Here is a 13,698-nt window from a genome sequence, read left to right on the forward strand (position 1 = left end):
ACTTTTACCCCGCTGTTGGCTTCGGGCATGTCCCAACTGGCCACCCAGTGGCAGGCGGAGAAGGTCCAGATGGATCTGGCCACCGCTACCGTGGGCAGACCTGCGGCCGACCTGTTCTTCAGCCTTGATCAGGAGCGACGGCTCACCGCGGAGATGCTGGCCGACCCCGGTGGCACCGCCCGCGGCAAGCTTGCCGAGCAGCGCTCCGTGACCGACCAGGCCGTGACCGCCTTCCGTCCCCTGACAGCCCTGGACGCCACCGGCGGCCAGGCGGGACTCACCGACGCCATCTCCCAGACCGAACGCAGCCTCGGCCTCCTCGATCAGCAGCGCCGGGCGGTGGACGCCGGTTGGTCCAGCGCGCAGCATGCGTTCGACTACTACAGTGGCGTCCTCGAGTCAGACCTCGGCGTATTGACCGCCCTCGGCAATACCGACGAGGGCCAGGTGAACCGTGAGGCGAAGACACTGGTCGACCTTTACTGGGTCGTCTACATGATCGGCCGCGAAGACGCCGTTCTGGCTCGCGGCTGGGAGACGGGGCGTCTGACGAGGAATGAGTACGGCCTTGTCTCCGACGCCATCGGCACCAGGAAACACCTCATGCAGTCCCGGGTCGTTCCCAGCCTCACAGGCAACGAGACCCCGTACGCGAAGATGACGGTCGGCAAGGCGTGGGACACCATGGCCGCTCTGGAAGGGCGGTTGATCACCTCCGGGAGCGGCTCCGCGGGCGATCAGGTGACACTCCGCGACGACAGCGCCGAATGGCGCTCCTCGGTGGATACGGTCACCGCGCAACTGCGGCAGCTTCTCAGCCTCCGATTCGAGAATGTCGCCAGGATCGGCTACGGCCACGCCGACATGATTTTCACGGTCTTGGTCAGTATCTCCACCGTGGGCTTGCTCGCCTTGGGCCTGGTGATCTTCGCCAGCTGGCGGCTCACCTCTGTTCTTCGCCGGCGCATCCTGCACCTGCGCCAGGATGCCCAGGCGCTTCAGGAGCGGCTGCCCGACGTGGTCGCGCGGTTGGAGCGCGGCGAGGACGTCGACGTGGACGCGGAGGTGCGCATGGTCGAGCCCACCCCCGACGAGCTCGGCGAGCTCGGGCAGGCCCTCAACATGGCCAGCCGCAGCGCCGTCCTCACCGCTGTGCGGCAGGCCGAACAGCACCGCGGCTTCCAGCGCATGCTCCAGCGCATCGCCCGCCGCACCCAGATTCTCATCGGCTTGCAGCTGAAGAAGCTGGACGAACTGGAGCGTAAGCACGAGGACCCGCAGGTGCTGGAGGGCCTGTTCGACCTGGACCACCTCACCGCCCGGCTGCGCCGTTACGAGGAGAACCTGGTGATCCTCAGCGGCGGGCAGCCGCAGCGCCGCTGGCGCAAGCCAGTACACCTGCTCGATGTACTGCGCGCCGCGCAAGGCGAGGTTCAGGATTACCGCCGGATCTCGATCGACGTCGAGGGCGAACCCTGGATAGCGGAGCGCGCGGTGGGACCGCTGGTCCATGTCCTGGCGGAGCTCATGGAGAACGCCACCACCTTCTCCAAACCGCTGACCCCCGTCGAGGTGCGGGCCACATCGGTCAGCCGGGGCGTCGCCGTGGAGATCGAGGACCGCGGCCTGGGCATGGAACCCGAGCAGTACGCCGCCGCCAACGCCCTGTTGCGGTCGCCGCCGCAGCTCGACGTGATGACCCACGCCGACGATGTGCGTCTCGGCCTCTACGTGGTCGCTCGGCTCTCCGCGAGCCTGGGCCTCCAGGTGGAACTGCGGTCGTCGGCCTTCGGCGGCACCCGTGTCATCGTGCTGCTCCCGGAACCGCTGGTGGTGGACTCCCCCGGTGCGGTACCCGGGCCGGCCGCGCTCCCCGAGGAGGTCCCCCATGACGCCTCCGGTCCGCGACCTCGCCCGCGGGAAGGTACGGCCGATCCCCGCCCGCCTCACGAGGAAGGGCAGTTGCCGACTCGCTCCAGAGGACGCTCGATGGCGCACGCGACAGCACCCGCTGGATCGCCGGACGGGGACGAGGCACCGCCGTCGTCCGACCGCCGGCCGCTGCCCCAGCGGGTGCGCCAGGCCAATCTGGCCGCGGAGCTCAAAGTCCCGGCGGACAGGGAGGAACGGGCCGTCCAGGAGACCCGGGCCGCACGCGACCAGCCCACCCGCTCCAGTGCCACGATCGGCGCCTTTCAGAGGCAGTCTCGCAGGCGCCGGAGCGGTGAGGACGCCTTCCAGCCCCGGCCGAGCGGATCTCTCGAGCTCGGTTCCCCTACGACGGAAGATCGATGATGACGCAGCGCACCACCGCCACCAACAGAGACCTGGACTGGCTTCTGGACGGCCTGGTCGATCGGGTCGCGGGCACCCGGCACGCCATCGTGCTGTCCGACGACGGCCTGGTGATCAGCCGGTCCCGGGCCATCGAACGCTCGGATGCCGAACGCCTGGCCGCGATCGCCACCGGCCAGCAGAGCCTGGCCCGCGGTGTCGGGCAGCTCTTCAGCGGTGGGCCGGTCCACCAGGTCATCATCGAGATGGCTGATCTGTGGCTGTTCGTCACAGCTGCGGGCCGGGGCACGCATCTGGCCGTGGTCGCGTCCCAGGAGGTCGACGCCGAACTGATGAGCGTCGCGATGCACACCCTGATCCAGCAGGTCGGACAGAAGCTGGGAACCGATGCGCGTACCCCGCAGGCTGATGACAGGGGGAGACACGGATGAAGCACTGGACAGAGGGCTTCGAGGAAGATAGCGCCGACGAGCCCCTTGTCCGTCCCTATACGATCACTGGGGGACGAACCGCTCCAGAGCGGGACGACTTTACGCTGATCACCCTGGTGACGGCGATTTCCGGAGTCTTCCCCGAAACTGGACGCGGCTTGAGGAGAATGCAGCCGGAGCACCGCGTCATCCTCGCTCTGTGCAGGCGGCCCCTGGCGGTGGCCGAAGTCGCCTCCGCGTTGAACCTCCCGGTGTCAGTGACCAAGATTCTCATCGGCGATTTGATCGAGTCGGGTCAGATGCGGGCCCGGCCACCACTGGCTTTCGCCCAGTCCGGCGGCTTTCCCGATATGGCAATCCTTGAGGCGGTGCGGGATGGGTTACGCGAACTCTGACCATGGGGACGCTGCTCCCCTGGCGGTGAAGATTCTTGTCGCCGGTGGTTTCGGCGTCGGGAAGACGACTCTGGTCGGCGCGGTGAGCGAAGTGGCTCCACTGCGTACTGAGGAGTATCTGACCCATGCCAGCGTCGGCGTCGACGATCTGGACGGGGTGAACGGCAAGTCCACCACTACCGTCGCGCTGGACTTCGGCCGCATCACCGTCAACAGCGAACTCGTGCTCTACCTGTTCGGCACCCCCGGACAGGAACGCTTCTGGTTCATGTGGAACGACCTTGTCAACGGGGCGATGGGCGCGGTCGTCCTGGTCGACACCCGCCGATTGGATGTGAGCTTCGCGTCGATCGACTTCTTCGAGAGCCGCGGCATCCCCTTCGTCGTCGGCGTCAACTGCTTCCATGGTGTCCGGGACCGGACGCAGGAGGAGATCCGAGGGGCACTCGATCTCGATCCGCAGGTGCCACTGGTGCTCTGTGACGCACGCGACCGGACGGCAGGGCGCGATGTGCTGCTGGCGCTCATCGATCACCTGATGGCCGCCCGATCCCGTGTCAATCCGCACCCCGTGGCCTGACCGGGCCGTCCCGTGCGCAGCTCCGCCGCGACCGGCGGCCGGGCCGAGCGGCCGCTCGGCCCGGCCGGTGACCGGTCGCGGACGTTCACGAGCGGCCGTGGGCGGCGCACCAGCCTGCCCAGGTGGTCGCGCCCCCGCCGAGCTGCTTGTTGTAGAACGACGTCCAGGAGTTCTCGCTCGGTCCCGGCGCGCTGGGGGCGGCCTTGAACAGCGGGTGGCTCGCCTCGACCTCGGCCCGCAGCCACGGCTCGATGTCGGCGTAGGAGCCCAGCGACCAGCTGCGGGCGTGGTAGGTGAGCTGGCCGCGCACCTCGGTCTCCGCAAGGCACATGAACGGCGCCCACGGACTGGTCCGCGCCCAGCTGATCTTCGTCTTCATCGCGCCGGCCGGGACGTCGGACCCGGTGCGGGCAGCCACCTCCCGGTTGTCGACGGAGAAGTCGAACATCTCCTGCGCGGCGTACACCCCGCCGGTCAGGCCGAACCGCTCGCCGAGCGTGCTGCCGAAGTTCGCGCGTACGCCGATGTCGCTGGTCCACACGGTCTCGTCGTGCAGTGGTTGCAGCGGCGGACCTGCGTAGGAGGAGGTGATCGTGAACGGGCCGAAGTTGACCGCGTCGTTGTTGATGGGGACGACCGGGTAGATCTTGCCGTCGATCGGGTTCTTCCACTCGCGCAGGATGCGCTTCGGATCCGCCGGATCGGTGTAGAAGACGATCTCCCGGGAGAGCTGGTAGAGCTGGTTCGTCTCAGGGACCCGATACAGCCGCCGGATGTTGTAACCGTCGATGTTGAAAAGTTTCTGGCCGTGCCGCATCGCCGGATCCAGGCTGTTGCCCTCGATGTTCGCGTACACCGATCCGGAGATCCGGAACACCATGTCCTTCCCGTCCGGACGCCCGAACGTCTGGAGGGAGAGCTTCCCGCTCTTGTCGGTGACCGTCGCGTAGACCGGCCCAGGGTGGGTGGAGCCTGCGGATCGGTCGTCTGCCGCCGCGCCCGGAATGCCAATACTGACAAGTAGGACGATGGAGGCTGACAACCCCGTAATACTTCGTTTGATCACGTACGCCTCCGTGCGGAGAAGGAATCGAACAGCGCCATATTGTGATCATGCCGAGCGAAGTGCTGTCCAGCGCTCGATCCCGATACTCGGTTGATCGGAATCAACCGGGCGCACCATCACGTCCGCGGTACAACCGGCGGATCTGTCAGCTCGTCTGCGGCGGCTGGCGGAAGCTCATCCACTGCCGGTTGTTGTAGACGAACGAGGGAGCCATGTTGCCGCTGACCAGGATGTCGCTGACAGGGGCGTCCTGGGTGTACGCGGCGAGCCCGATCCCCCGCCTGGTCTGGCCCTCGGAGTTCGGGCGAAGCGGGCCCACCGTGTTCCCGGTGATCTCCACGGTGGTCAGCGGGTTGACCCCGGAGTTGGCGGCTCGGACGTACACCCCGCCGTGGCAGTCGGTGATCTGGTTGCCGCGGATGTACAGGACCTCCGTGTTGAACGGCGTGATCGCATCCCAGATGGCATTGGTGACCACGTTGGTCTCGATCCAGACCCGAGAGTGCCGGACGTTGGGAACAGCCGTGTGAGATCCGACGAGGGCGCCCCAGGAGCCCTGTGATCCCGACTTGTCGCACCCGTTGTCGACGATGCGGATGTTGGTGCAGGGTGTGTTGTCCCTCGCGCCCGCCCAGGTGTTGGCGCTACCGGCCAGGTCGAGCTGGATGGCCTCGCCGTGCCAGAGCTTGTCCGCGTGCTCCGGGGACACGATCCAGCCCAACAGGTTGCAGCCCCGTACGGTGGCGTTCCGCACGGCGTTGAGCTCGATGGCGTGCCACCACTTGACGTTGTAGATCGTGATGCCGACCAGCTCGACGTTGGACGTGTGCTGCATCGTGATGACGTTCATCGCAGGCGCCGTGGCGCCGTTCTGGAGATACTGCCAGATCGGATCCCAGGAGCCGCCGGTGATCCTGATGTTGCCTGGTGCACCGTATCCACCGGTCGTCGCGCTGGGCACGTAGTTGAGCACCATCGTCTTGGAGGTGCCCGACGACACGAAGTTGGCGACGAAGCGGGCGTCCGTCGCGTCGAGGTGGGTGTTGCCCGGGACGATCAGGTTGGCCCTCAGCACGTGGCGATGGCCGGCCCTGGTGCGGACGATGATCCGCCCCTGGTCGTCGCGTCCGGCCAGCCCGGCGATGCCGTTGGCGGCGTCGTCCAGCGCGTGGCGCAGGGCGACGACGGTGCTGTCCTCGCCCCCGGGATAGGGGTTGACGGGTCCGACCGCCCGCCGGATCGCGGATGCCGCGGGAGCCGCCTGGGCGATGCCGCCGCCCAGCAATGCGGCACCTGCGGCGGTTCCGAGCTTGAAGGCGTCTCGACGACCGAATTCCACGACGGCATCTCCGATCCCGAATGGCACACGGAACTCGCAACCAATGGCTCGCCACAAAATCGTTCAATTAGGCGGATCATGGATTGAAGCACACGCGAGATTGTCCGGTCAAGGCGGCGTGGTGACACGATCCCGGAGCAATCCCAGCCGCGAAACGAAGGACCGGGAAATAGCCCTGTTCATCGAGTATTTGGCCGAAACCGCCACGGCAACGGTCGGCGCGGGTACGGGCAGACCTGGTGGCCACTGCCGGGGACTGTTTCTTCGGTGGGCCGACGAGTACGATCTTCAAGGTCTGTGATGCCGGTGGTCGCCACGTACGGCGGTCGGATTCGACGGGGGTGGCGAACATGATTCGTGCATTCATTGCTTCCTTGGCGGCCGTGGGTGCGGTCGGCGTTCTCGTGCCGATGCTCGGCACGCCTGTCATCGCGGCCACCGGCGTCCGGGAGCTCACCTCCGATCCGGCGCCCGGCTACTATCGAATTCGCAACTTCGGCAGCGACAAGTACCTGGCCATCGGCGCAAGCAGCACCGAGAACGGCGCCCATGCCATCCAATGGGAATACACCGGCAGCGAAGGCCAGCTCTGGTACATCAATGCCGACCGCAAAATCATCAACGCCAACAGCCGGAAGTGCCTGGCGATCGGGAACGGCACTACCGAGAATGGGGCTCACGCCATTCAGTGGGACTGCCTCAACTCAAATTCTCAGCGCTGGGAGATCAGCGAGGACGGCTACATCCGGAACGTGGGGACCGGGAAGTACCTGTCGATCGGGGCCAGCAGTACCGAGAACGGGGCCCATGCCATCCAGTGGGCCCACACCGGCAGCCCTGGGCAGCACTGGGTCTGACCTGTCCCATCATGGGCCGTCGGATGGCTCCGGCCGGATGTGTACGCGCGATACCCGCGCCTTACGTCTCACCGCCGCATGACCGCCCGTAGGGCCCGAAGGACGGTCCCAGCGTTGACCATCGCGCTCACGGGGATGGCGCGCATCGAGAACAGGTAGACGCGGCGGCCGAGTTCAGGGTCGCGCATGGCAGCTTTCGTGATCAGTCTCTGCACCCGGTTCGCCGGCCTCGCGCGGGCGTCCTGGCGGCCGAGCCGATCATGCGCCTCGACGAAACGGAGTGCTCGCCGATAGCCCGCGACCCCCGCGGCCGGGTCGGAGCCGTCACGCAGCGCCGGCGCCGTCGATTCCACCAGCCACTCGGCCGCGCGGAACGCCCAGCCGCAGCCGACGGCCGGTGTCGGGTCGCCGGTGATGGCCGCGTCTCCCACCAGCACCAGTCCGGGGCGCGGAGCGGGATCGCGCCTGATGCACGGGTAGTCGTTCGTGCCGATCACCTTGGAGACCCGCTCCGCCGAGGACAGGTCCGGCGCGTCGGGAAGCGAGGCGATGAACCGCTCCAGCGCGGCCGCCCGGTCCGCCTGGAAGCTGCCGAGCCGCGCCTTCGCGGGGAACGCCACCAGCATGTGCAGGTCGTCGTCGGTGCGGATGAGGATGCCGACGTCCGGGTCCAGGGACCAGATCTGGTTCCCGCCGGGCCCGCCGGAGATGACTCCGCGATAGTACGCCCACCAGCCGAAACGCTCGTTCGGCGCGACGTCCTCCGTGACTCCTGCGAGCCGGGCCACGGGGGATCTGTGGCCGTCGGCCCCGACGACCAGCCGCGCGTGGATCTCCTCGTCGCCGACACGCACGCCGGCGACTCGCCCGCCGGATTCCAGCAGGCCCGTCACGGTACGCCCCAGCATGAGATCGACACCCGGTGTCCCGGCCGCGATCGTCCGCAGGAGCGGATCCAGCTTCTCCCTGCGCAGGCTGATGGGCTGGGGAAGGCCGGGCTCCGGCACGAACCAGCCGGCGGCGGTCCAGCGCGAGATGTGCCCGGTCACCGCGCCCGCCTCAACCATGGCCTCCCAGAGGCCGGTTCGCCGCAGCATCGGCTGCGTGCCCGCGAGCACGAAATGCCCGCAGAGGACCTTGTGCGTCGAGATGTTGTGGTGCTTCTCGATCAGCGCGACCCGCAGGCCCGCTCTGCCGTACAGGATCGCGGCCGTGCACCCGGCCACTCCCGCACCCACGATGACAACGTCGTACGTCATGAGACCACGGTGAGGCGGACCAGGGGCCGTCGCATCAGTAGTGGATTACTGCATTTTCCGGATAAGGCATGCGCAGTACCCTCCCGCTATGAACACCTGGCCGCTGGTGGGCCGTGAGCGCGAGCTCGATCGCATCGTGGCGGTGATGACCGGGCGGGCGGGACCCGGCGTGGTGGTCACCGGGCAGGCCGGGATCGGCAAGAGCCGGCTGCTCTCCGAGGCCCGAACCAGAGCCGAAGCCGCCGGATTCCCGGTGAACTGGGTCTTCGCCACGCCGGGTGGGATCCCGCTGCTGCCTTTCGCCCACCTGCTCCCTCCCCCGGCGGCCGACGGTGAACTCACCCGCATGCTCACGGCGGCGGCCGCCCGCGTCGCGGGCTCGGGGGCGCTGGTGATCGACGACGCCCACCTGCTCGATCCGGCGTCCGCCGCTCTGGCGCGGCATCTTCTCGGCGGCGCCTCGGTCCCCGTGGTGATGGCCGTACGGGAGCCCGACGAGTGGTGGCGTGACCTCGACCGCATAGCGCTGGAAGGGCTGACCGAAGGCGAGATCGCCGAAGTGCTCTCCGCCGCGCTCGGCGGGCAGGCGGAGTCGGCGCTGCCCGCCCTCCTCCTGCGGCTGAGCGGCGGCAATCCGCTCCTCCTGCGCGAGCTCGTCGAGGCCGCGACCTTCACCGAGACGGACGGCGTCTGGCGACTCCTTCAGCCGATCTTCGAAACCGCCGGCCTGCCTGCGGCGATCGCCGCGCGTCTCGACCGGCTCGCTCCCGCCGTCCGGGCCGCGGCCGAGCTCGTGGCCCTCGCCGAGCCGGTCGGCGCGGCGATCCTGGAACGCTTGCTCGACACCGACGTGATCGCGGCACTCGAGGCCGAGCGTCTGCTCACCGCACTCCCGGACCGGCGGCGCCAGCTCGTCGCGCTCGTCCATCCCCTGTACGGCGAGGCGCTGCGAGCCACGCTTCCCCCACTGCGGGCCCGCGAGCATCGCCGGCGGCTCGCCGACGCGGTCGAGGCCACCGGAGCTCGCCGTCGGCGCGACCGGGTCAGGATCGCGGTGTGGAGAGTGGAAGCGGGTGTCCCTGCCGATGCCGGGCTGCTCCGCGATGCGGCGAGGGAGGCGTCCGACGGGCTGGATCACCAGCTCGCCGCGCGCCTGCTCCACGCCGCGGTCGACGCCGACGGATCATTCGAGTCCCGGCTGGCGCTGGTCGCCGAGCTGCCCTACCTCGGAAAGGCGGATCGGGCTCTCGAACTGGCTCGTGAACTGGAGGCGGCCGCGCCGGACGACGCCGCACGCGTCCAGGCGCTCTCGGCACGGGCACGCGTCCACCTGATCCGCGGCCAGATCGACGAGGCGCGGCAGACGATGTCGTCGGCCGCGCACACGACGGCCGACCCGCGGATCCGGCTGCGGCTGGAGACAGGCCAGGCGGCGCAGGCGTTCGCGGTCGGGCACATGCGCGAGTCGGTGGAGGTCGGAGATCGGATTCTTCTCCGCCATCCGGCCGATCGCGAGGTGCGTTCCTGGCTCGCCGTCTCGCAGGTGCGGGCGCTCGCCTGCGCGGGACGGACCCGGGACGCGATCGACCTCGCCCATGCCGCGCTGGAGGCCGATGACGGCCCGCGTGCGGAGTTCATCCGCATGGCCCTCTTGCAGGCCCTGGCACTGGACGGGCAGATCGCGGAGGCGATCGAGCTCGGCCTTTCCGCGCTGGAAGGGGAGGCGGCGGGACGGGCCGCGACGTGGCGCGCCTATTGGGCGCACGATCTCGGGCAGGTCTTCCTGCTGTCCGGTCGCCCGGCCACCGCCCGCCGGTGGTTGCGGGAGGCTCTCGCCGTGATGCCGATCCACGGCATTCCGGCGAACCCCCAGATGTGGGGTCTGGACGCGCTGGCCGAGGCCGAGTCCCTGCTTGGCGAGGCGGAGCGGGCCCGCGAGATGACCGAGCGGCTGCGTGCGGCCCTTCCCGAAGGCTTCGCGGCGCCGCGCCGGAGCGGTTCCGTCTGGGCCCGGTACGCCGCAGGAGATCTCACCGCGGCGGTGGATCTCGCCCGCAGGCAGGCCGCGGGGCTGGAACAGGTCGGTTCGATGCTGATGGCCTCGTGGGTGCTGCACGAAGCCGCGCGGCTGGGCGCCGCCGCCACGGTTGTCGAAGATCTTCAGCGTCTGGCCTCGACGAGCCAGAGCGCTCTCCAGTCGCTCATGGCCGGGAACGCCGCGGCCCTGGCCCGCCGGGACGCGCCCGCCCTCGACGGCGTTTCGGGGCAGGCCGCCGCCACCGGCTGCACGCTGTGGGCGGCCGAGGCGGCGGCCGCCGCGGCGCTGATCCATCGGGCCGAGGGCCGGCTCGGGTCGGCCCTGGCATCGTCGGCGCGCTTCGAAGACCTGTTCGCGGCCTGCGAAGGCGCCCGCACTCCGGGCGTCCGCTCCCCTCCTGCGATCCTCACGCGGAGGGAGTACGAGGTCGCCGCGTTCGCCTCTCGCGGACTGTCCGACCGGGAGATCGCCGTGCGCCTGCATCTGTCGGTCCGGACGATCCACAGCCACCTGCACCGGATCTATCGCAAGCTGAACATCGAGCAGCGCAGCCAGCTTCCCGACGTGCTCAGGCCGTAGGCCGGCCGTGGTTCGAGAGGGCCCCATGGACTCCATCGTCATCACAGTCGCGCTCGTCGGCCTGCTGGGGCTGGCGCTGGTCGTGGCCGGATGCCCCCGGCCTGCGTACGAGGACGCCTGCCGATCACCTTGGCGCGCGCACCCCGTCCCGCAGGAAACGCCGCTCCCTGACCGCCCGCCGGAACTGGTTGTCTCCCCATGACCAAGGCAGGGAAAGTCCCTACTTCCGCTGATCCTCATCGCGGAGCGGGAGGCCTTGCCGGACCGCGCCACGATCGTCCTGGTACGCGAGCCGATCGGCTTCTGACCCCACGCGTCGCCTCATACAGGAGCGGTGCGGTGCCGCCAGGGCCGTCGGATAGGCACACCTCGGGCCAAATCAATATTTCCTACCTGTTTTTCGGGTAGCTGTCAGGGTCCGTCATGTCCGTCCGATGTCCGGCTGCCGCCCTGGAAAGACGTTTTCCGCTGCTCGATACTGCACGACATGGTTCATGGATCAGTTCCGCCGGCAAGCACGGTCACCGCCCAGGCCGGCGTCCTCGCGGCGATTGCGCACCGGTGGCCCACCTGGCTCGGACTGGCCATCACCGGTGTTTCCTTCGCAGAGTTGGATGACGGCCGCAGCCAGGCGGCTGTGGTGTTTCTGGCCGCCCTGCTCTACCTGGCCACCGCCATTCTCGCCAAGCCTGGTGCCGCCTGGATCATGTGGGCCGCCTCCGTGGTCGCGATGATCGGCCTGGAACAGCTCGACATCAATCCGTGGCCTGCCTATGTGGCCAGCGCCGTCACCCTCTTGGTCCTCGCCGTGGCCGGCGGCCTTCTGCGCCGGCGCCGCCTGACCGCCGCGCAGGCTCCCGCCATGCTCGTCTTCGGCGCAGCCGCCGTGGCCGCAGTGTCCCTGTCGCCCGCCCTCGGCGGCTACCTCGTCGCTGCGGCCCTCATCGGCCACGCCACCCTCGACGTCATTCTCTGGAGAGCCAACAGAGTCGTCACCCGCTCCCTCACGGAATTCTGCGCCGTTTTGGACTTCACGCTCGGCATCGGCATCATCGCCATGCAGCTTCTTGCCTGACAAGGCTCGCGAGGTGTCCCGGCTCCGGCGAAGTCCTCTGGCGGCTGCACCTCACTCAACAGCTGATTTGCACTGGCTCGTCATCTTTCGCCGTGGCGGAGGCGAGTTGGACGGCCTGCGAGCGGAGACCGTCCACTATCGCCCGATGGCGGACAGCGCCCAGGACGGCGCGCTCGGCATGGAACCACGCCGCCTCCCGCAGGCGTAGGTGTCAGGGCTCGACTGCGAGCGCGTCCTGGCCCTTCAGCACCATGCGGATGGCCTCATCCTTGAACTCCGGCGAGAACTGCCTGCGACGCCTCGTCACGTACCTACCTCTTCCAGACTTCTGTCAGCTTATGTAGCCGACTGTCCGGAATCTGCTGGGTACCTCGCAGCCTCCCCTGCAGTTCACGGACACACGACGGACGACTTGTCCAGAGCTGACGCTCGTGGCGCGGCGGGATTACCGGCCCGCGTCGCCGTCGGACGGAGTGGTCTGCGATGCCACCGAGATCGTCGCGGGCCTGCTCGCCCGTATCCATGCCGCGGACAAGACGGCCACCATGACCGTTCCGATCGCTCCGGACGCCGCGATCACCGTGGATGACATCGCGTTCTGGGCGGTGAGTCCGAATATCAGAATGGCGGTGCCCTGAGTGACACGCATCGCCGTCGTGAGCAGTCCCACGGCCTGTCCGCGCATGTCGTCGGGAATGGCTTGCGTGAACTCGGCGGCGAGCGGGATCCAGAAGTACAAAGCGATTCCGGAGATCACGATCAGCGCCGCCGCGACCACCACCCCGGGCACGGCGACGAACAGCATCAGTGGTGCGCAGCTGGTGATGGACAGGACCACGACGTGCCGCGCGCGCTGGTCGGGTATGAGCAGGGGCAAGATCCAGAGCCCGACGACGATGCCGGCGGGACCGGCAGCCATCAGTAGGCCGGCGGCCGTCGGCCCGTGATCGACCTGCGCCGTATAGGGCGGCGCAAGCGTCGCGCATACGAGTGTGGTGGCGATGGGGAACGGAAACAGCATGATCAATCGGAGCCGCGGGTGGGCGGTGATGTAGCGGATCGCGACAAGCGTGGCGCCAAGCCAGGAAGACGAGGAACCGGCGCGAGCAGTCGCCGGGCGGACCTGCATCCCCAGCAGGATTACCAGGCCAGACAGGGCGAAGGTGGCGGCATTGGACACCAGGACCACGGACAGTCCGGTAAGCGCGACGATCACGCCCCCGGCGCCGTAGCCGACCGTGTAGGCGACGTGGTTGACCAGCTGTGTGACCGCGGCCCCTTTCACGAGCCGCTTCCCCGGCAATACCACGGCCATAGTGGACATGTAGGCGCTGTTGAACGGTGAGTCCAGCAGCCGGATTACGAAAAGCAATGCCCACAGGCCGGACAGTGGCAGCCCCGGGATCGCCATGAGCAGCAGGAGGAGCGCTCGTCCGAGGTCAGCGACCACCATGACAGCACGCCGGGGAAACCGGTCTGCCAGACCGGCCAGCATCGGGCCGCCGATGAGGTCCGGCAGAGTGGTCAGGGCAAAGGTGAAGCCCATGAGAGCCACGGACCCGGTTTCGGCGAAGACCGTGATGACCAACGCCGCTCGGGCGACGTAGTCGCCGATGGTGGACAGCGCCCGGCTGACGAACAGCGCGCGAAACTCGCGCTCGCCGAAGATGTCCGCATAGGTGACGCGGTCGTGTGCCTGGCCCTTTCCCAGCAACGTACCGCCCCTGTGAATACTCGGTGTGACTGATTGTGGTCGTGTGTTTCAGCGCGCCAATCACCGAGCG

At 68.5% G+C, this 13,698-nt stretch carries 12 protein-coding genes; 8 read left to right on the forward strand and 4 right to left on the reverse strand.

Annotated elements, in window-relative coordinates; all coding sequences use genetic code 11:
* Positions 1–27 precede the first annotated feature (27 nt).
* From V5E28_RS00815 to V5E28_RS00830, 4 genes are read left to right on the forward strand one after another with little or no spacing between them, the layout of a single operon-like run.
* Positions 28–2,295 (forward strand): sensor histidine kinase, encoded by a 2,268-nt coding sequence (locus V5E28_RS00815; RefSeq protein ID WP_336203950.1) that lies wholly within the window; start codon positions 28–30, stop codon positions 2,293–2,295.
* Positions 2,295–2,726, forward strand: coding sequence for a roadblock/LC7 domain-containing protein (locus V5E28_RS00820; protein WP_336204903.1), 432 nt, complete (start codon positions 2,295–2,297; stop codon positions 2,724–2,726). The genes V5E28_RS00815 and V5E28_RS00820 overlap by 1 nt, the downstream gene beginning before the upstream one ends.
* Entirely contained in the window at positions 2,723–3,121 is a 399-nt protein-coding gene (locus tag V5E28_RS00825; protein ID WP_336203952.1) for a DUF742 domain-containing protein, read from the forward strand. The genes V5E28_RS00820 and V5E28_RS00825 overlap by 4 nt, the downstream gene beginning before the upstream one ends.
* Positions 3,102–3,701 (forward strand): GTP-binding protein, encoded by a 600-nt coding sequence (locus tag V5E28_RS00830; RefSeq protein WP_336203953.1) that lies wholly within the window; start codon positions 3,102–3,104, stop codon positions 3,699–3,701. Before V5E28_RS00825 ends, V5E28_RS00830 begins: the two co-directional genes overlap by 20 nt.
* 85 nt (positions 3,702–3,786) lie before the next feature.
* On the opposite strand, the gene V5E28_RS00835 is transcribed toward V5E28_RS00830, so the two are convergent.
* Entirely contained in the window at positions 3,787–4,743 is a 957-nt protein-coding gene (locus V5E28_RS00835; RefSeq protein WP_336203954.1) for a DUF1838 family protein, read from the reverse strand.
* 169 nt (positions 4,744–4,912) lie between these two features.
* Positions 4,913–6,106, reverse strand: coding sequence for a hypothetical protein (locus V5E28_RS00840; RefSeq protein ID WP_336203955.1), 1,194 nt, complete (start codon positions 6,104–6,106; stop codon positions 4,913–4,915).
* A 350-nt stretch (positions 6,107–6,456) separates the two neighbouring features.
* On the opposite strand from V5E28_RS00840, the gene V5E28_RS00845 reads away from it, so the two are divergent.
* The gene (locus tag V5E28_RS00845; protein ID WP_336203956.1) at positions 6,457–6,963 is read left to right on the forward strand and encodes an RICIN domain-containing protein; all 507 of its coding nucleotides are present in this window, start codon (positions 6,457–6,459) and stop codon (positions 6,961–6,963) included.
* A gap of 68 nt (positions 6,964–7,031) precedes the next feature.
* On the opposite strand, the gene V5E28_RS00850 is transcribed toward V5E28_RS00845, so the two are convergent.
* Entirely contained in the window at positions 7,032–8,222 is a 1,191-nt protein-coding gene (locus V5E28_RS00850) for an NAD(P)/FAD-dependent oxidoreductase (protein ID WP_336203958.1), read from the reverse strand.
* An 88-nt stretch (positions 8,223–8,310) separates the two neighbouring features.
* Here V5E28_RS00850 and V5E28_RS00855 point away from each other — a divergent pair, with 88 nt between their 5' ends.
* The 3 genes from V5E28_RS00855 (at position 8,311) to V5E28_RS00865 (ending at position 11,914) form a co-directional block, all read left to right on the forward strand.
* Complete coding sequence (locus V5E28_RS00855) at positions 8,311–10,839, forward strand: LuxR C-terminal-related transcriptional regulator (protein WP_336203959.1); 2,529 nt, start codon at positions 8,311–8,313, stop codon at positions 10,837–10,839.
* Positions 10,840–10,864: 25 nt separating this feature from the next.
* The gene (locus V5E28_RS00860; RefSeq protein ID WP_336203960.1) at positions 10,865–11,041 is read left to right on the forward strand and encodes a hypothetical protein; all 177 of its coding nucleotides are present in this window, start codon (positions 10,865–10,867) and stop codon (positions 11,039–11,041) included.
* A 285-nt stretch (positions 11,042–11,326) separates the two neighbouring features.
* Positions 11,327–11,914: a hypothetical protein gene (locus V5E28_RS00865; RefSeq protein ID WP_336203961.1), complete on the forward strand. Its 588-nt coding sequence runs from the start codon at positions 11,327–11,329 to the stop codon at positions 11,912–11,914.
* A gap of 445 nt (positions 11,915–12,359) precedes the next feature.
* On the opposite strand, the gene V5E28_RS00870 is transcribed toward V5E28_RS00865, so the two are convergent.
* A complete protein-coding gene (locus V5E28_RS00870) occupies positions 12,360–13,628 on the reverse strand; it encodes an MFS transporter (RefSeq protein ID WP_336203962.1) in 1,269 nt (422 codons plus the stop codon).
* Positions 13,629–13,698 lie beyond the last annotated feature (70 nt).

Origin of the sequence: Nonomuraea sp. LPB2021202275-12-8 (assembly GCF_037044575.1) — a bacterium.
GTDB lineage: Bacteria > Actinomycetota > Actinomycetes > Streptosporangiales > Streptosporangiaceae > Nonomuraea.

Excerpts from the sequence above, each read along its gene's own strand:
- V5E28_RS00855 (WP_336203959.1), top strand. The coding sequence starts at position 8,311 with ATGAACACCTGGCCGCTGGTGGGCCGTGAGCGCGAGCTCGATCGCATC.
- V5E28_RS00845 (WP_336203956.1), top strand. The coding sequence starts at position 6,457 with ATGATTCGTGCATTCATTGCTTCCTTGGCGGCCGTGGGTGCGGTCGGC.
- V5E28_RS00865 (WP_336203961.1), top strand. The coding sequence starts at position 11,327 with ATGGTTCATGGATCAGTTCCGCCGGCAAGCACGGTCACCGCCCAGGCC.
- V5E28_RS00825 (WP_336203952.1), top strand. The coding sequence starts at position 2,723 with ATGAAGCACTGGACAGAGGGCTTCGAGGAAGATAGCGCCGACGAGCCC.
- V5E28_RS00850 (WP_336203958.1), bottom strand. The coding sequence starts at position 8,222 with ATGACGTACGACGTTGTCATCGTGGGTGCGGGAGTGGCCGGGTGCACG.
- V5E28_RS00815 (WP_336203950.1), top strand. The coding sequence starts at position 28 with ATGTCCCAACTGGCCACCCAGTGGCAGGCGGAGAAGGTCCAGATGGAT.
- V5E28_RS00820 (WP_336204903.1), top strand. The coding sequence starts at position 2,295 with ATGACGCAGCGCACCACCGCCACCAACAGAGACCTGGACTGGCTTCTG.
- V5E28_RS00830 (WP_336203953.1), top strand. The coding sequence starts at position 3,102 with ATGGGTTACGCGAACTCTGACCATGGGGACGCTGCTCCCCTGGCGGTG.
- V5E28_RS00860 (WP_336203960.1), top strand. The coding sequence starts at position 10,865 with ATGGACTCCATCGTCATCACAGTCGCGCTCGTCGGCCTGCTGGGGCTG.